The 19,298-nt window shown below is 45.9% G+C and carries 10 protein-coding genes; all 10 read left to right on the top strand.

Annotation, left to right across the window (positions count from 1 at the left end; translation table 11 throughout):
• Nucleotides 1-57: 57 nt before the first annotated feature.
• Complete coding sequence (gene fliJ, locus WDV74_RS06840; protein ID WP_338885258.1) at nucleotides 58-504, top strand: flagellar export protein FliJ; 447 nt, start codon at nucleotides 58-60, stop codon at nucleotides 502-504.
• Complete coding sequence (locus WDV74_RS06835; RefSeq protein ID WP_338885257.1) at nucleotides 501-2,642, top strand: flagellar hook-length control protein FliK; 2,142 nt, start codon at nucleotides 501-503, stop codon at nucleotides 2,640-2,642. Before fliJ ends, WDV74_RS06835 begins: the two co-directional genes overlap by 4 nt.
• Before the next feature lie 214 nt (nucleotides 2,643-2,856).
• Nucleotides 2,857-3,333: a flagellar basal body-associated protein FliL gene (gene fliL / locus WDV74_RS06830; RefSeq protein ID WP_338885256.1), complete on the top strand. Its 477-nt coding sequence runs from the start codon at nucleotides 2,857-2,859 to the stop codon at nucleotides 3,331-3,333.
• A gap of 5 nt (nucleotides 3,334-3,338) precedes the next feature.
• A complete protein-coding gene (gene fliM / locus WDV74_RS06825) occupies nucleotides 3,339-4,346 on the top strand; it encodes a flagellar motor switch protein FliM (protein WP_338885255.1) in 1,008 nt (335 codons plus the stop codon).
• On the top strand, nucleotides 4,339-4,746 hold the full coding sequence (fliN, locus tag WDV74_RS06820; RefSeq protein WP_338885254.1) for a flagellar motor switch protein FliN: 408 nt from the start codon (nucleotides 4,339-4,341) through the stop codon (nucleotides 4,744-4,746). The genes fliM and fliN overlap by 8 nt, the downstream gene beginning before the upstream one ends.
• A gap of 2 nt (nucleotides 4,747-4,748) precedes the next feature.
• The gene (gene fliO, locus WDV74_RS06815; protein WP_338885253.1) at nucleotides 4,749-5,243 is read left to right on the top strand and encodes a flagellar biosynthetic protein FliO; all 495 of its coding nucleotides are present in this window, start codon (nucleotides 4,749-4,751) and stop codon (nucleotides 5,241-5,243) included.
• Between the two features lie 59 nt (nucleotides 5,244-5,302).
• Entirely contained in the window at nucleotides 5,303-6,040 is a 738-nt protein-coding gene (gene fliP, locus WDV74_RS06810; RefSeq protein WP_338885556.1) for a flagellar type III secretion system pore protein FliP, read from the top strand.
• A gap of 47 nt (nucleotides 6,041-6,087) precedes the next feature.
• Nucleotides 6,088-6,357, top strand: coding sequence for a flagellar biosynthesis protein FliQ (fliQ, locus tag WDV74_RS06805; protein ID WP_099116301.1), 270 nt, complete (start codon nucleotides 6,088-6,090; stop codon nucleotides 6,355-6,357).
• Nucleotides 6,358-6,359: 2 nt separating this feature from the next.
• Nucleotides 6,360-7,139, top strand: coding sequence for a flagellar biosynthetic protein FliR (gene fliR, locus WDV74_RS06800; RefSeq protein ID WP_338885252.1), 780 nt, complete (start codon nucleotides 6,360-6,362; stop codon nucleotides 7,137-7,139).
• 357 nt (nucleotides 7,140-7,496) lie between these two features.
• A complete protein-coding gene (locus WDV74_RS06795) occupies nucleotides 7,497-19,118 on the top strand; it encodes an amino acid adenylation domain-containing protein (RefSeq protein WP_338885251.1) in 11,622 nt (3,873 codons plus the stop codon).
• The last annotated feature ends 180 nt before the right edge of the window (nucleotides 19,119-19,298 follow it).

The raw sequence follows: 19,298 nt of genomic DNA, 5'->3' as shown, positions 1-19,298 counted from the left end.
CTATTGATATCATTCAGTAACGCTGATGTCTGTTTGGTGATTAATACGAGGAAATACATGCAACAACACTCCCCTCTCATGACCCTGCGTGAACTAGCCCAAGATGCGGCAGAAAAAGCGGCATCGCAACTTGCACAGATTCGGCAAAGTCACCAACAAATGGAGCAACAACTCACGGCGTTAATCAATTATCAAGATGAGTATCGTACCCGTCTGAATGACACACTCAGCAGTGGTATGTCCTGCTCGACTTGGCAAAATTACCAGCAATTTATGAAAACGCTGGAAATGGCAATTGAACAACATAGATTACAGCTCAACCAATGGAAAAAACGTCTTGAGCAAGCCATGTCACAATGGCAGGAAAAACAGCAACGCCTGAATGCCTTCGACACACTGCAACAGCGGGCAGAGCATAATTTGAAGTTACGCCAAAATCGCATGGAGCAAAAACAAATGGACGAGTACGCACAACGCGGTGCACAACGGAGAATGAAACAATGAATCTCACTCTTTTGCCTACTGATTTAAAATTCACGGACAAAGGTACGGATAAAAGTCAGCCGACTTTACATAATACCGTGATCGATAACCATTCTTCTCAATTTGGGCAACTCCTCGATGCGGAAACGGCCTCTATACAGAAGTCCACTACTCAAGTGGATAAAAATAGCCTGAAAGAGGAAAAATTCACCACTGATAACACAACAGAAAGTGGTTGGTCGCAGTTAGTAACAGTGACAGAGAAGGCAGTATCAGATAACAATGTGGTCAAGGATAAACCACATGTAGAAACAGTCCTGCAAGAAAACAACGCTAAATTTGCTGCATTGAACAATGAAGAGTCCTTGCCAACGAAAACATTAAGTGCAGCAGTACCAAACCCGCTTGCTGGGTTGCTGAATTCTCATACAAATTCAACTGTTCTTCCCGAAAACTCACATGAGTTGATGGACAATACACCATTAGAAAATTCATTACTGCAAAATTCATCACCAGAGATTGTTGTATTGAACAATAACGATCTCTCACCAACAGAATCAATAAGTACAAAAACACCCATCCAGCAAGCTGGATTGCCTGGCTCTCATACAAATTCCGCTGTTCCTCCTGAAAACTCACATGAGTTGAGAGACAATGGATCGTTAGAAAATTCATTGCCAGAATTAGCTGCATCAAACAATGAAGATCCCTTATCTATCGAAGCATTAAATGCAGCAATGCCAATCCAGCTTGCTGGACTGCTTAACCGTCATGTAAGTCCCACTGTTTTTTCTGAAAACTCACCTGAGTTGATGGGTGATGCATTTTTGAAAAATTCATTACTGGAAAGTTCAGCACCTGAGTTTGCTGCATTGAACAATGAAGAGCTCTTACCCGCTGAAGCATTAAGAACAAAGACAGCCATCCAGCCTGCTGAACTGTTTAACCCTCATACCAATTCCGTTGTTCTTTCTGAAAACCCATATAAATTGATGGGCAATGCATCATTAGAAAATTCATTACTGCAAAACTCATCAGAGTTTGCTATATTGAACAATGGAGATCACTCACAAGCTAAAACATCCAGTACGGCGATCCCCACTCAGCTTACTGGCCTGTTTACCGCTCATACCAATTCCGCTGTTCTTTCTGAGAATGCCCATGAGGTAATGGACAGTGAATCGTTAGAAAATCTATTGCTGAGCAATGAAGGGCGGGATAACGCCAACAACACGACTAGCATCCTGTTGGATAACAGTACCAAGAATGGCAAATTAACTCATCCCAATCTTACTGAACAATTTTCTAAAGCGGGTGAGCAAGATAAAAATATTCAACTTTCTGCTAAACAGGAAATTCCTCTGAACAATAAGACAGAGAATCCTGTCAACTTTCAAGCGGAATTAGTTCCGCTCCCTACGCAGCCCAAACTTGATATTAATAACCTGGCTACTAATAATAAGACTGAATTTCGCAATGTCATTCCCGAAGATGCAGTTTCAGCCAATAGCAAAGCTCCAAATCTGCCCCAGATGGCAGTTCAGACAGCGCCAGCATTGACAACCTCGATGGCAGAAACAACGTCTGTTGACTTACCTACAGTATTAGCAACCCCTTCCCTATTTTCAGCAGGACAACAAACGGGGCAATTTCAGCTTAACAACAGCACCACAACGCCTTTATTAAGTGCCCATCTTGGTAGCGAAGAGTGGCAGCAACAACTCAACCAACATGTCTTATTCTTTAACCGTAATGGCTTGCAACAAGCAGAGCTTCGCTTACATCCTCAAGAACTGGGCGCATTACACATCCACATGAGCGTTGAAGACAATCAGGCACAATTGCATTTTGTTTCCGCTCATCAGCATGTTCGTGCAGCTCTGGAAGCGGCATTGCCAGGATTGCGCCACGCGCTGGCTGAAAGTGGTATTCAATTAGCACAAAGCAGTGTCAACAGTGATACCCAAGGTAGCGGGCAACAAGAATATTTTGCTGATAACCATGCCAATAACTCGAACAGCAATTCTAAATCCCACGCCGAAACTCAAGAGTCTGGCTTAGCAGCTGCCAGAGGGATCACACCTTCTCATGCATCAACCATTCAGGTAACACCTCAACAAATGACCTCTGTCCGAGGAGGTATTGATACTTTTGCTTAATTATCCACCTAAACACGAACCTAATTTCGTGAAGCATTGGGATAAAACGAAAACGGTTGATAACAAACGTATGAGTTAATAGTTTTTTCCCCGTTTGTTCCAGCCATTGCTGGAACAAAGACGCGGGATAATTAATATCAATTTTGATGGATAAGAGCTTCGCCACGGAATGCGCGAAGACTATTCGCAACAGAAAACAGGAATTTGTCTGTCCATGTCTGATTATAGCTACGAGCATAAACGCACAAATCCAATTTGGATGATACTGTTAGTACTGATTGCTGTTCTTGGTGCTGCCATCGGAGGGTATAGCTGGTGGGCAATGAATCAGTCAACCAATAATAGTGCAGAAAAACCCAAAGTCATTGATGCACCAGTATTTATGACCCTGGAGCCTTTTACTGTCAATTTGATCGACAACGAAGAGCATTTCGACCGCGTCTTGCACGTTGGCGTCACATTGCGTCTGGTTGACGAGAAAACTCGCCAACGCTTCCATGAATATCTGCCAGAAGTTCGTAGCCGTATGTTGCTGTTATTATCTCGTCAGGAAGCCACCAATCTGGCAAAAGATGATGGTAAGAAGCATTTAGTGGTAGATATCAAACAGATACTACGCCCGACACTAATACCCGGTGAACCCGATCAAGAGATCACCGATGTGTTGTTCACTACGTTTATTCTGCGATAATCATAATGAGTGACAATATTCTTTCACAAGCAGAGATCGATGCCCTGCTCAATGGTGACAGTGCCTCTGCCGATGACGTAGAACAAACTGCGTCCCGAGAAAATGAGGTTCGTCCTTACGATCCCAATACACAACGCCGTGTTGTGCGCGAACGTTTGCAATCTCTGGAAATTATCAACGAACGTTTTGCCCGCCAATTCAGGATGGGGCTATTTAACATGCTACGCCGCAGTCCGGATATTACGGTCGGTGCTATCAAGGTTCAGCCTTACCACGAATTTGCCCGCAATCTGGCCGTGCCAACCAACCTCAATCTGGTTCACTTGAAACCATTGAGAGGAACTGCACTATTCGCTTTTGAACCTAGCTTAGTTTATATCGCCGTTGATAATTTGTTTGGAGGGGATGGTCGTTTTCCAACCAAAGTAGAAGGCCGTGAGTTTACCTATACCGAACAGCGGATCATCAACCGGATGTTAAAACTGGCACTGGATGCCTATCGTGACGCATGGGATTCCATCTTTAAACTTGAAGTGGAATACGTGCGTTCCGAGACGCAGGTGAAATTCACTAATATTACCACTTCACCGAACGACATCGTGGTGACTACCCCATTCCAAGTAGAGATCGGTGCATTGACCGGGGAATTCAATATTTGTATTCCATTTGCCATGATCGAGCCTCTGCGCGAACGCTTGACCAACCCACCAGTGGAAAATGTGCGTCAGGAAGAAAGTCAGTGGCGTGAAAGTTTAGTGAAGCAAGTTCAACATTCAGAATTAGAGCTGGTGGCGAACTTTGTTGATATTCCTCTGCGGTTGTCAAAAATCCTTCAATTGAAAAGAGGCGATATCTTGCCGATTGAAAAACCTGAACGTCTGATCGTTCACGTTGATGGTGTGCCTGTGCTCACCAGTCAATATGGAACACTAAACGGGCAATATGCCCTGCGTGTTGAACACCTGATTAACCCTGTCTTAACTGCTCTGGATGAGGAAAAGCCCAATGAGTGATGCTAAACAACCTACAGATACCAGCTCGACTGAAGATATGTGGGCAGAAGCGCTGGAACAACAGGCCGCACAGCAAACCTCTGACGGCGGCACGTCAATATTCGAGAACCTGGAAGCACAGGATGCATTAGCCCAACTCTCCGATATTGATTTGATCATGGACATTCCGGTCAAGCTCTCAGTCGAGCTAGGCCGTACTAAAATGACCATTAAGCAACTATTGAGGCTATCACAAGGCTCAGTCGTTCCCCTTGATGGCCTGGCGGGAGAACCATTGGATATTCTGATTAATGGTTATTTGATCGCGCAGGGAGAAGTGGTTGTCGTATCCGATAAATACGGTATCCGTATCACAGATATCATCACTCCTTCTGAGCGCATGCGCCGCTTGAGTCGTTAACCATGATGGCAAGCCAGCCTTCCAATGATACTTCCTTACAACATGGTGCGGCATCTGATGCTGCACCGGTTAATACGGTAGCCAACCATGCTTATGTAAATACGATTAAACCGACAGGCAATAATGATCCTCTTCCAGCCAGCCAAACTCTGATGCAAGTCAGCAGTGCCCTGGGTGGTATTTTGTTGCTGATTTTCTTCATAACATGGCTAGTTCGCCGTTTGGGTTTTGCCCCTGCCAAAAGCAAAAATCATCGTTTGCTAAACATCAAGGCAAGCTGCTCCCTTGGAGCAAAAGAACGGGTTGTTGTGGTAGAAGTCGAGGATAACTGGCTGGTTTTAGGCGTCACATCTCAACAGATCAATATGCTGCATCAAATGCCTGCACCACCTGACAACATGGACAAGGAGACTGCGCTCAAATCGCTACCATTTGGTCAGATGCTAAAAAATACACTCCAAAAAAACAAAAATAACAAAGACGATGATGAAAAATAGGTTTTTTTATGACAGGTAACCGAATAACAGGCAAGAAATTTGTCTCGCGGCTTCATCCAATGCGTTTAACAACTATGTTTATGGTGCTCCTGTTACCACTCGTTCCCATGAACGCTGCGGCTGAGTTTCCTGGCATCATCAGCCAGCCTTTAGCCAATGGCGGACAGAGTTGGTCCTTGCCAGTTCAAACCCTGATTTTTATCACGGCACTGGGGTTCATTCCCGCAGCACTGCTAATGATGACCAGTTTTACCCGTATCATCATTGTACTTGGTTTGCTGCGCAATGCACTGGGAACACCTTCAGCCCCGCCTAATCAGGTGATGTTGGGTCTGGCACTGTTTATGACTTTCTTCATCATGTCGCCCGTATTCGATAAAATTTATCAAAACGCTTACCTGCCTTACAGTGAGGATAAGATCACACTGGAAATCGCCCTGGATCAGGGAGCCAAGCCTTTGCGCCAATTTATGTTACGTCAGACACGGGAAAATGATCTGGCGCTGTTTGCCCGCCTTGCAGATCAGGGCGCATTTGAAACTGCGGATTCTGTTCCGATGCGCGTACTTGTCCCGGCATTTATTACCAGTGAATTGAAAACCGCTTTCCAGATTGGCTTTACGCTCTTCATTCCGTTCCTGATCATCGATCTAGTTGTTGCCAGTGTTTTGATGGCGTTGGGGATGATGATGGTCCCACCAGCCACTATCTCACTGCCGTTCAAACTTATGCTGTTTGTTTTGGTTGATGGTTGGCAACTATTACTTGGTTCACTGGCACAAAGTTTTTATGTCTAGCGTGAAACCTTATTGGAATAAAGATCAAAGAGGGGTTTGAGGAAATTATGACTCCAGAATCGGTAATGGCCCTCGGTGTTGAGGCGATGAAAGTGGCATTAGCACTGGCTGCTCCACCTCTTTTATCTGCCTTGATTTCTGGTTTAATCATCAGCTTATTACAGGCGGCAACGCAAATAAACGAAATGACTTTGTCGTTTATTCCAAAAATCCTGGCTGTTTTCGTGACTATCGTCACTGCCGGACCATGGATGCTTAATTTATTACTGGATTATATGCGCACTCTGTTTAGCAGTATTCCAGTTATTATCGGTTAATTATGATCCCGTTTGATAGCGAAACACTTTCCCGCCTCGTCAGTGATTTTTTCTTGCCCATGGTGCGCCTGTTGGCTTTGTTCAGCACTGCACCTATTTTCAGTGAAAAACAGATACCGATAAGGGTCAAAATTGGCTTAGCCTTAGTGATCACCTCCTTACTCGTTCCTACCCTCCCCTCCCCCCAAATTCCGATTTTTTCTGTTGCCGGAATTTGGGTTTTAATACAACAGGTATTGGTTGGTATGGCCTTGGGATTAACCATGCAGATTGCCTTTGCTGTCGTGCGTCACGCAGGTGAAGTACTTGGCTTACAAATGGGACTTTCATTCGCCACGTTTTTTGATCCTACTGGTGGCCCGAATATGCCTATCTTAGCCCGTATTCTAAATATGATAATGATGTTGCTGTTCCTGGCTTTTGATGGACATTTATGGTTATTGTCGATTCTGGCAGATACATTCTATTCCATACCCATTCAATTAACCCAATTGAATCCAAAAGGTTTCTTATTATTGTCCCAAAGTGCCAGCTTGATCTTTATCAATGGCATGATGCTGGCAATGCCAATGATTACCCTACTTCTGGTTCTAAACTTCTCTCTAGGAATGTTAAACCGCATGACACCCCAGCTCTCTGTATTTGTGGTCGGTTTTCCATTGACTCTGACCGTGGGGATTTTCACGCTTTCCCTATTATTTCCAACGTTAGTGCCATTTACTGAGCGATTATTTGGAGAAATGTTTGATCGTTTGGCGATCATCATTCATGAATTGGTGTAGCCGTCATTTTGCTAATCATCCCGCCAAGCAGCGGGATAACTTCCACATTGCCCCATACCCACCAACGCCCTGATAAACAGTACCGTATTTACCTTGCCCGGATATCCCTTTTCAACCCTGCAACGTAGCACTCGCATTCATAATTAACATTGTAACAACAAAAAATATCGACACACGGTGTTTATTTCAGTTAATTTAATTTCAGAAGTTACTATAAGGTGAGTATTTAGTATAAAATACCGCCAATGTAGCTTTAAACAGTTCTTTTTTCCAAAAAATTATCTATAGGCAGAATTTAATTTACTTTCAGATGGATACAACAAATTAAAACCAAATAACTACAAAGGAGAAACTAAAATGTTACACAACAACTCTTCACAAACTTCTTCCACAGTTTGTAATAACAATTCACTCCCCTTACCGGCTTATCCTCTCAGTTCTCCCCAACAAGCTATCTGGTTTGATCAGGCTATTCATCCCAATTCTTCCAGTTACAACCTCAGTGCTTTTATCTGCATCGAAGGAGAACTGAATGAAGCCGTATTTTCCCGTGCCTTTGAATCTGTTGTTTGTTGTCATGACACTCTGCGTTTGCAATTTCTCAACACCCACACTTTACCCAGCCAAAAGATTGCTCATTCGCTTCCTGCAACCATGGACATATTGGATTTTTCATCGCATCCAGATGCTGAAACCAGAGTAAAACAATACATGGATACCGAGTTCCTGCGTCCATTTCATCTGAATGCGGCACTGTGGCGTTCCAAATTATTACGAATAAGTAATAACTGCCGATATTGGCAATTTTGCTGTCATCATTTGATTATTGATGGCACAGGTATATTCATTCTCATCAACAAGGTTATTGATGCCTACAATCGCCTGATGAAAGGAGAAACGCTGGATAACGCCGCTCATTCTTATCTGGATTTTATTACGGATAACCTCAATTATCTGGCTTCTGAACACTACTCACACGATCTTCAATTTTGGTTGAAACGCTATGAAAACCTGCCACCTCCGTTACTCCAGCCTGACAATTTCAATAACACGACAAACCATGAACAAACCAAACCCGTTGCTCCCCAGCCTGTCATTTGGGCCATCGATCAGGCTCTGTTTAAACGTATCGAAAACGTGGCTGGCGGACAGGGATTGCCCTTCCTGCATTTCATGTACGCCATTCTGGCCTGCTACTTTGCACGAATAGCAGATGTCAATGAAATTGTTATTGGTATTCCCATACACAATCGCAAAAATACGCGACAAAAATCCACGATGGGCATGTTCGCCTCCGTGCTCCCCATTGGTATCACCCTTTCACCAGAGGATACGTTTCGTGATGTCATGCGCAAAGCCGCAACCGAAATGAGTCTTTGCCATGAGCATCAACACTTTCCTATCGCAGAACTTAACCGACAAATATACTCGCGACAACAAGTCGGAAATGCACGATTATTCGACGTGACTTTATCTCTCGAACCCTTTAAAGCCAATTTACATATGGAAGGAGAAAACGTCAGCGTCAAACAATTAGCACTACATTCCGGTGCCCCTTACCCTCTTTGTATCAGAATGAAGCAATACACAAACACCGCCCGTCCTGAAAATACCGATTTCCCGATTTCCATTGAGTTCTATTTTTCTCCTGATTATCTGAGTAGTACGGAGGTTTTGGCGCTCCAAGCTCGCCTTGCTGTCTTGCTTGATGCTGCCCTCACGTCTCTGGAAATCCCCTCTCTAACACAAACAAAAATAGTCAATCTGCCAATCCTGCCCGACATCGAGCGCCAGCAAGTATTGATGGATTTCAACGCCACCCAAGCCGAATTCCCGCAAGATACTCTGATTCATCAACTGTTCGAAGCACAAGTGCAGCACACACCAAATGCCATTGCCTTAGTCTTTGAAGGGCAATCGTTGAGCTACGATGAACTGAACAAACGTGCCAATCGCCTGGCGCATCATCTGATTGCTCTCGGTGTACGCCCTGATGATCGGGTGGCAATTTGTATTGAGCGTAGTCTGGAAATGGTAGTCGGTTTATTAGGTATCCTTAAAGCCGGTGGTGCTTTTGTTCCCCTTGATCCAACTTATCCAACCACGCGACTGACCTATATGCTCAATGATTCAGCCCCCGTGGCGTTGATTACGCAAACAACGATGACAAAAATAGGGAACAGCCACCTGCCAACCATTTTGCTTGATATTCCAGCCGATCCTGTTTTGGATGAAAAATCGGAAGAAAATCCAGAGATCCAAACATTGGGACTGACCTCTCGTCACCTGGCTTATGTTATCTATACCTCGGGTTCCACAGGACAACCCAAAGGCGTCATGATAGAACACCGCAGTTTGTGTAACTTGATTACCACCCAGCAGGATATACTCACCATCTCGCCAGACAGCCGGATCTTGCAGTTTGCCTCAAACAGTTTCGATGCCTGTATTTGGGAATGTTGCATGGCTTTAATGGCCGGCGCTCGCCTTTACCTTGCCAGACGGGAAAACCTTCTGCCGGGAACAACCCTGTCTCACTATTTAGAGACCCACGCCATTACTCATGCCCTCTTGTCCCCCACAGCCCTGGCAACTATGGATTCGCTTCCGGCAACCCTGCAAACCTTAATGGTAGGTGGAGAAGCGTGTCCGCCTACGCTGACCAAACGCTGGGCACAAGGGCGGAAGATGATCAATGCATATGGCCCGACGGAAGCCACTGTTTGTGCGACTCTTTGCCGATGTGAAAGTCAGGGAAACCATGCCCCGCCGATTGGTCGTCCCATCGCCAATACTCAGATCTATATCCTTGACATGTACGGTCAACCCGTCCCACGCGGAGTTGTGGGAGAAATATATATCGCTGGCGTCGGTGTTGCCCGCGGTTACCTGAATCGTCCTGAACTGACTGCCGAACGTTTCCTCATCAATCCGCTCTCTTCTGAATACAACGCTCGTATGTACAAAACCGGTGATCTGGGACGTTGGCTCCCTGATGGCAAAATTGAATATCTCGGCCGGAATGATTTCCAGATCAAACTACGTGGTTTCCGCATCGAGCCGGGAGAGATTGAAGCAAGGCTGCGGCAATGCCATGGCGTACGTGAAGCCATAGTATTACCTTATGAAAAGCTACCTTATGAAAAGCTACCTGGTGAAAAGCTGCCTGGTGAAAACAGTTCAGTATCAAAACAGCTAGTTGCCTACTTATTACCACAAACTGGTGTTGAACTGGAACCCATGACATTAAGACAGCAACTGGCACAACATCTTGCAGAATACATGATACCCGGTGCCTTCGTGACACTTGACGCCTTTCCACTGACACCCAATGGCAAACTTGATCGTCAGGCGCTTCCCAAACCCGATCATACGGCAATCGTCACACGCAGTTATCAGGCACCCGTAGGCGAAGCAGAAACTATTTTGAGTCAAATTTGGCAAATATTGCTTGGTGTGAATTATGTCAGCCGCTGCGATCACTTTTTCGAGCTTGGCGGGCACTCGCTGATAGCCGTTAACCTGATCGAAAAACTCCGCGAATTGGGATGGCTTCTTGATATTCAGGTTATATTCACTAAACCCGTCTTGAAAGAGATGGCAAAAGCGCTATTGTCGGTTCAAAAAGATACTGTTCAAGGGAATACAGAGCAAGAAAATGCAACGGTGTTCACTGTACCACCTCATCTCATCCCTGAAGGTTGTACTGCCATTACCCCCGATATGTTGAATTTAGTTTCCTTATCCCAGCACGAGATTGATGCCATCACCGCGACAATCCCTGGTGGTGCGGCCAATATCCAGGATATTTATCCTCTCGCACCACTACAGGAAGGTATTTTGTTCCATCATCTGTTGCAAAAACAGGGCGATACTTATCTGTTACGCGAGTTACTTGCCTTCGATACCCACGAACGGCTCAATACCTTTTTGGCAACCTTACAACAGGTTATTAACCGTCACGATATTCTGCACACTTCAATCTACTGGCAGGAATTGGCACAACCCGTGCAAGTTGTCTGGCGACAAGCATCTTTGAACATTAATACATTCTTACCCAATGGCGAACAGGATATTTCTTTCCAATTACTGGCACACACCGATCCTCATCAATACCGTCTTGATGTCAGTCGGACACCACTATTCTCCGCTGACATAGCCTATGATCCACATCAGGATGAGTGGTTACTGGTTTTATGCATCCATCATTTAGTCTGTGATCATATAACACTGGAACGTATCATTGATGAAATTGATGCTTTATTACCTGGCCATAGCGAGAATGGGTATCCTGGCAACGCCCATTCTGTAAAATTACCCCCAATATTGCCTTATCGTAATTTTGTCGCCCAATCCCTGTATTTGCCGACTTCAGATCATGAAGCCTATTTCCGTAAGATGTTTTCTGACATCAATACACCAACAGCACCTTTCGGGATACTGGATGTTCACAATGAGGATAAGCAAATAACGGAGGCCAAACAGTCACTGGATATGGCACTGTCCAAAGCCATTCGCACACAAGCCAAACGCCAAGGTGTCAGCCCCAGTATATTGTTTCATGTCGCCTTGGCATTGGTGCTGGCAAAAACCAGTGGGCGCGAAGATGTCGTCTTCGGTACAGTACTACTGGGACGTATGCAAGGCAGTACCAGCATCGATCAAATGATGGGGCTGCTGATCAATACTTTGCCCATTCGAATTGGGCTTACAGATAAGAGTGTCCAGGCAATCGTTCAAGATACCTACCTCAATTTAATGAGGTTGCTGGAACATGAACAGGCAACTTTGACACTGGCTCAACATTGCAGTGGTGTGATCCCCCCTTTGCCGCTTTTTAACACACTACTCAACTATCGTCATAGCCAGACAGATACCACCTTTGCTAAATGGGACGGTGTACGTCTGCTGATGGAAGAAGAGAGAATTAACTATCCTATCGGTTTGTTTGTTGACGATTGGGGTGATGGGTTTAGTTTGGTTGCTCAAACTGTATCAGGCATCGATCCGATTCGTTTGATCGGTTATATGACGACAGCCTTGACAGGGCTGATCGAAGCACTGGAAACCTCGCCCCACCAGCCAATTCTAGATATCTCGATTTTGCCCGTTATGGAACGTCAACAATTGCTGGTGGATTTTAACGCGCTCCAGGCTTCTCAACACACGGTATTCCCTCAAAATACAGTCACCGACTTCCCACAAGACACGTTTATCCACCAACTGTTTGAAAAGCAAGTCCAGCAAAATCCTGATGCAATTGCAGTCATCTTTGAAGATCAATCGTTGAGTTATGCTGAACTGAACCACCAAGCCAATTGCTTAGCGCATTATCTGATTGCTCTCGGTGTCCGCCCGGATGATCGGGTAGCAATTTGTTCTGAACGCAGTTCGATCATGATGGTGGGATTACTCGCTATCCTTAAGGCCGGCGGTGCCTATGTCCCGCTCGATCCAGGCTATCCAGCCGAACGATTGGCTTATCTACTTGAAGATGCGGCTCCCGTTGCGTTTCTTACCCAAACAACGTTAATCAATCGACTGACCAACATCCCCATTGTGGATCTCAATAACTTGGCATCCCTTACCGCAGACATGCCAAGTAGCAACCCAGATCCCAAAGTGCTTGGCCTAACCTCACGCCATCTGGCTTATGTGATTTATACCTCTGGTTCGACAGGCTTGCCCAAAGGGGTAATGAATGAGCATCGTGGTGTCGTGAATGGCCTATTCTGGTCACAGCAGGCTTATCAATTAACCCCACAGGATCGGGTCTTGCAGAAAACACCATTTAGTTTTGATGTTTCCGTTTGGGAACTATTCCCACCCCTGATGTTTGGGGCACAATTAATTTTGGCTCGCCCCGATGGTCATAAAGATCCACACTATTTACGGTCTGAGATAGAAAAACGCCGGATTACGCTTATCTACTTCGTCCCCTCCATGCTACAACAATTTGTCTATGCTGTTCCTGCCGGATGTTGCCCTTCTTTGCGTCACATTTTATGCAGTGGTGAAGAGTTTCCTTATACTTTGCAGCAGAAATGTCTGTCCCATTTTGCTCATTGCCAGTTACATAACTTATATGGCCCAACTGAAGCTGCGATCCATGTCACCGCCTGGCAATGCGTGCCAGATCGCTATATCGGACGAGTACCGATTGGGAAACCCATAGCCAATATCCAAATTTATCTGCTTGATAGTCACAAAAAACCCGTACCAATCGGTGTGACAGGGGAGCTTTACATTGGTGGGATCGGTGTTGCCCGCGGTTACCTGAATCTTCCAGAGCTAACCAGAGAACGCTTCCTTGCTGATCCTTTTTCTTCAAGTCCTGATGCCTGCCTCTACAAAAGTGGTGATCTGGCGCGCTGGTTGCCTGACGGGAATATTGAATACCTTGGCCGTAATGATTTTCAGGTCAAGATACGTGGTTTTCGTATCGAACTTGGCGAAATTGAGACGGCCTTGGCACAATGTCACGGTGTACGGGAAGCAGTTGTGATTGTCCGGGAAGATACACCGAATGAGAAGCGGCTGGTTGCTTATTTGCTTGCCGAACCCAATGCAACACTGGTGCCAGCAGAACTACGCCAGCAACTGGCGCAACACCTTGCCGAATATATGCTGCCCAGTGCCTTTGTGACACTTGATACCTTTCCATTGACGCCCAATGGCAAACTCAACCGCCAGGCGCTGCCAATGCCCGATCAAACAGCACTCGCAACCCGTCATTATGCTGCTCCCATCGGAGACATAGAAATAGCGTTGGCCGCGATTTGGCAAGAATTGCTGAACTTGGAACAAGTGAGTCGTCACGATCATTTCTTTGAACTCGGTGGTCATTCCCTGCTCACCATTCAGCTTGCCGCACGAATACGCCAGAGACTGGCGCGAGAATTGCACTTGCAGCAACTCTTTTCCCATCCTGTCCTGGCCGATTTGGCTGCCTTGCTCATCGACACGCCTGTAACAACCCAAATTGTTATTCCCGCTATCGATCGCAACCAACCATTACCGCTTTCTTTCTCCCAGCAACGCTTATGGTTCCTTGCTCAACTCAATACCAAAGCTAATCTGGCTTATAATATTCCGATAGCCCTTCATCTCAGCGGATATCTCGATCATGCTGCGTTTACGTCTGCACTTAACCATCTCGTTAGCCGACATGAAAGTTTGCGCACCCGTTTCATCCTGATTGATGAACAACCTTACCAGCACATAGATAGTGCAGATACGGGGTTTTCTCTGGCCTATCAGGATCTGCGTAGATTAGACAAAACTTCTCGCATGGCTCGCGTTAACGAATTGATGGAACTTGAAACACAAACGCCATTCGATTTCGCTAATGAACCAATGATTCGAGGTCAATTACTGCAACTGTCTGATGAAGAACATGTGTTGATAGTTACCCAACACCACATCATCACCGATGGTTGGTCAGTAGGGATATTGCTCCGCGAACTGAGTATCCTCTACCGTATCGCATTAGGGAAATGTAGCACTCCTTTGCCTCACCTTCCCATTCAGTATGCGGACTATGCCGTCTGGCAACAGAAATGGCTACAAAATGAGATCCTCACCGCACAACGGGATTTTTGGCAGAAACAACTGCAAAATGCACCGACATTGCTGACTCTCCCGATTGATCACCCACGCCCACCAGAACAAAGTTACATCGGCTCTCATGTGCCCGTTCATCTGGATGCTAGCTTATTGTCGGCTCTCAAAGCGCTTGGACAGCGGCAGGATGCCACATTATTTATGACGTTGCTTGCAGCCTGGAGCATCGTACTGGCCCGTTTGAGCGGACAGGACGATATCGTCATTGGCACTCCCGTCGCCAACCGTTCATTAAGTGACCTGGAAGGTTTGATCGGCTTTTTTGTCAATACCCTGCCTTTACGCATCGAACTGGAACAGTGCAACTCGGTGGCAAATCTGCTCGCCCATGTTCGTGAACAGACGCTAGCAGCTTATGCACATCAAGACTTGCCATTTGAACAGTTGGTGGAAGCCTTAAAACCTGAACGCAGCTTAAGCTACAACCCCATTTTTCAGGTTATGCTGGCCCTAAACAATACTCCCCCTCAATCCCTTGAATTACCGGGTTTATCTGTCTCGATGATGGCGCCCCCACACCGCAGCGCGTACTTTGACCTGACACTGTCATTAATCGAAAACCAGGATGGGCTCAGTGGCTATCTGGAATATGCATCCAGCCTATTTGACCGGACAACGATTGAACGTATGGTGGGTTATCTCACTAACGTACTGACTGCCATGACAACCGATGAAACACAAGCTATTGCCCGCCTGCCGATGTTATCCGTTGCAGAGCGCCAACAATTATTGGTTGATTTCAATGCCCCCCAAGCCGACTTTCCGCATGATACGTTGATTCACCAACTGTTCGAAGCTCAGGTACAACGCACACCAAATGCTACGGCGGTGATCTTTGAAGAACAATACTTGAGTTATGACGAACTAAACCGCCGTGCCAACCAACTGGCACATCGTTTGATTGCTGTTGGTGTACGCCCTGATGACCGCGTGGCAATTCAGGTTGAACGGGGTTTGGAGATGATCATTGGTCTGCTCGGGATCTTAAAAGCGGGTGCCGGTTATATTCCGCTTGATCCAGAATATCCTGCCGAGCGGCTGATTTATCAGTTGTCAGACTGCAAGCCTGTCATATTACTGACCCAGAAACATTTACAGACACGTTTACCAATACAAGATATTCCCCTCTGGCTGCTGGACGATAAAATTTATCAGGAGGATCTGCAAAAACAGCCTGATTATAACCCTGACAGCAGGCAAATAGGCGTTCAGCCACATCATTTGGCCTATATCATCTACACTTCGGGTTCAACCGGTAATCCCAAAGGCGTCATGCTGGAACATCGCAATGTCGTCAGCCTTATCCATGCTCATTGCCAGATCAGTGAACCTGGTTTGGGGGATCGTATTCTGCAATTTGTGACCTTCGCGTTTGACATTTCGGTGTCAGATATTTTCCCTACTCTGGCATCGGGTGCCACGCTGGTTTTGCGCCCGCCTCAGCTCAAAATACCAGATAACAGGTTTGTTGATTTTTTACGTGAACAAAAAGTAACAGTCATCAATATACCGACGGCTTTCTGGCACCATTGGGTGCAAGAAATAAAGTCAGGACACATCGGTTTCAGCCCCTATATACGCACCGTGATTGTTGGCGGGGATAAAGTGGAATACCGCTATTTAGTGGATTGGCTATCGTGCCCAGAAACTCAATCCTGCCGCTGGTTCAACGCTTATGGCCCGACAGAAATTACCATCACTGCCACAGCTATGCTGATAGATAAAGAAATGGTGACAGATAACAAACATATTCCGCCTATCACTAACAATATTCCGATTGGCCGGCCACTGTCCAATACACGTATCTATATTTTGGATGCATTTGGTCAGCCGGTTCCTATCGGCGTGAGCGGCGAAATCTATATCGGTGGAATGGGGGTCGCCCGTGGTTATTCAAGCCAACCAGAGCTAACAGCAGAGAGATTTATTATCGATCCCTTTAGCGAACATCCTAATGCTCGCATGTATAAAACGGGGGATTTAGCTCGCTGGCGATCTGACGGCAATATCGAGTACCTTGGCCGCAATGATTTTCAGGTCAAGTTACGCGGCTACCGGATTGAACTGGGGGAAATTGAAGCCAGATTGATGCAATGCCACGGCGTGCGTGAAGCTATCGTGCTTGCCCGCGAAGATAAGCGGGGTGATAAGCGACTGATTGCTTATCTGATAGCCGAACCCAATATAAAATTAGTACCAACAGAACTACGTCAGCAACTCGCACAATATCTCGCTGACTATATGCTGCCTAGTGCATTTGTGACATTGGATACTTTTCCATTGGCTCCTAATGGCAAGATTAACCGCCAGGCACTACCGATGCCGGATCAGACATCCATTGCAACCCATACTTATGAAGAGCCGCTCGGTGAAATGGAAATAACCCTGGCTGAGATTTGGCAAGCATTATTAGGACTGGAAAAGGTTGGGCGCTATGATCATTTCTTTGAACTCGGTGGCCATTCCCTGATGGTTGTCAATCTGATTGAGCAGCTGCGCAACCGAGGCTGGCACCTTGATATTCGTGCTGTATTTTCCACACCAACATTGGCGGAAATAGCGAAAATAATGCGTAAAACTCAAGATGATGAGACCACTTTTATCCTACCACCCAATCTCATCCCCGATGGTTGCACCGCCATCACGCCTGATATGCTACCGCTGGTTTCTCTGACACCATACGAGATTGATACTATCGCTGCCACCGTTCCCAATGGTGTCAACAATATTCAGGATATCTACCCACTTGCACCATTACAGGAAGGTATGCTGTTCCATCATCTACTGCAAACACAAGGGGATGTTTATCTGTTGCACCTCTTGCTTGCTTTCAATACCCGCGAGCGTCTTGATGCTTTTCTGGCCGCTTTACAACAGGTAATTAATCGCCACGATATTCTACGTACAGCCGTCTGCTGGCAGGGCTTAACACGGCCAGTACAGGTGGTTTGGCGCCAGGCTTCCCTGCGCATCAATACGTTTGTACCGGATAACGATACAACAGATGTATCGTCTCAATTGTTGGCACAGACAGATCCATACCAGCACCGCCTCGATATAAGCCAGGCTCCGCTATTCTCTGCTGATATCGCATATGATCCGAATCAAGGAGAGTGGTTGTTAGCGTTCTGTTGCCACCATATCCTCAATGATCATATGTCGTTGGATATCATCGTTGCCGAAATCAATGAACTTCTGCACCATCGTACTGAGCAATTATCGCCTGTATTACCGTACCGCCATTTTATCGCCCAATCCTTGCGTATGCCGATATCAGCTCACGAAACTTATTTCAGGAAGATACTCGCTGATGTGGATACACCAACAACACCTTTCGGTATATTGGACGTTTACAGTGGAAACAGACCAGTCACTGAAACTAGCAAGCCACTGAGTGCTACACTGGCTCGTGCTATTCGCAAACAGGCTCGCCGTCAAGGCGTTAGCCCTGGGATCCTGTTCCATGTTGCGTTAGCACAAGTGCTGGCAAAAATAAGTGGGCGAGATGATGTCGTCTTCGGGACAGTCTTGTCAGGACGGATGCAAGGAAGTGCCGATATTGAGCGAATTCTGGGGATGTTTATTAATACCCTGCCCATGCGGATCACACTTGCGGGGAACAGCACACAAGCCACTGTGCAAGCAGCTTACCGCAGTTTGGCGCAATTACTTGAACACGAACAGGCACCACTGGCATTGGCTCAACGTTGCAGCGGTGTAGCTTATCCTCTGCCGCTTTTTAATACGCTCCTTAATTATCGCCATAGCCAACCGGATGTTACCAATACGTTATGGGAAGGTATACGTCTGGTAACAGGTCGAGAAAGGACGAATTATCCTATCTATCTGGCTATAGATGATTTAGGTAAAGGCTTCTTGTTGACAGCTCAGGCTATAGCAGGAATCGATCCGGCACACCTGATTGCTTATATGACGTCTGCTTTAGCCGATCTGGTAAAAACATTAGAAACCGAACCCCAAAAACCAATCATGAACATTTCCACTCTGTCTGCCACAGAACGCCAGCAGTTACTAACCAATTTCAATGCTACTCAGACTGGCTTACCGCAAAATACGCCGATATCAGAACAACCTGCTATTGGAACAACTGCCGGTTACGAAGCGCCTCGTGGTGATGTGGAAACTGTTCTAGCTGAGATTTGGCAGAAATTGCTGAAACGGAAAAAGGTCGGTCGTTATGACAATTTCTTTGCATTGGGAGGTCATTCATTGATAGCAATACAATTGTTGGCTCGTATGCGTGAACAAGACATAGACATTCCATTAGCAACCTTGTTCACACATCCCATCTTATGTGAACTGGCCAAGGTTATAACCCCGAGTCACCCAAATTGATACCATTATCCAGAATAAGATTTTGTTAATTAAACCGAATCTTGGATAAGAAGATGAAAGAAAAGCACATAAAGGAATAAGCGCCCTTTTCTTCAAGGTTAGCATTCGAGTATAGCTGACCAATCCGGGAAAATCGGCCTTAAGATATTGTTTTACATGTTCAATATAAAACGTTTTAAA

This window comes from Xenorhabdus sp. TH1 (assembly GCF_037260955.1).
Lineage (GTDB): Bacteria > Pseudomonadota > Gammaproteobacteria > Enterobacterales > Enterobacteriaceae > Xenorhabdus > Xenorhabdus griffiniae.
The sequence above is the reverse complement of the archived record's forward strand: the minus strand, read 5'-3'. Positions and strand labels throughout refer to the sequence as shown.

Coding starts and splice junctions, on each gene's coding strand:
- fliJ (WP_338885258.1), top strand. CDS start 58: ATGCAACAACACTCCCCTCTCATGACCCTGCGTGAACTAGCCCAAGAT.
- WDV74_RS06835 (WP_338885257.1), top strand. CDS start 501: ATGAATCTCACTCTTTTGCCTACTGATTTAAAATTCACGGACAAAGGT.
- fliL (WP_338885256.1), top strand. CDS start 2,857: ATGTCTGATTATAGCTACGAGCATAAACGCACAAATCCAATTTGGATG.
- fliM (WP_338885255.1), top strand. CDS start 3,339: ATGAGTGACAATATTCTTTCACAAGCAGAGATCGATGCCCTGCTCAAT.
- fliN (WP_338885254.1), top strand. CDS start 4,339: ATGAGTGATGCTAAACAACCTACAGATACCAGCTCGACTGAAGATATG.
- fliO (WP_338885253.1), top strand. CDS start 4,749: ATGATGGCAAGCCAGCCTTCCAATGATACTTCCTTACAACATGGTGCG.
- fliP (WP_338885556.1), top strand. CDS start 5,303: ATGCGTTTAACAACTATGTTTATGGTGCTCCTGTTACCACTCGTTCCC.
- fliQ (WP_099116301.1), top strand. CDS start 6,088: ATGACTCCAGAATCGGTAATGGCCCTCGGTGTTGAGGCGATGAAAGTG.
- fliR (WP_338885252.1), top strand. CDS start 6,360: ATGATCCCGTTTGATAGCGAAACACTTTCCCGCCTCGTCAGTGATTTT.
- WDV74_RS06795 (WP_338885251.1), top strand. CDS start 7,497: ATGTTACACAACAACTCTTCACAAACTTCTTCCACAGTTTGTAATAAC.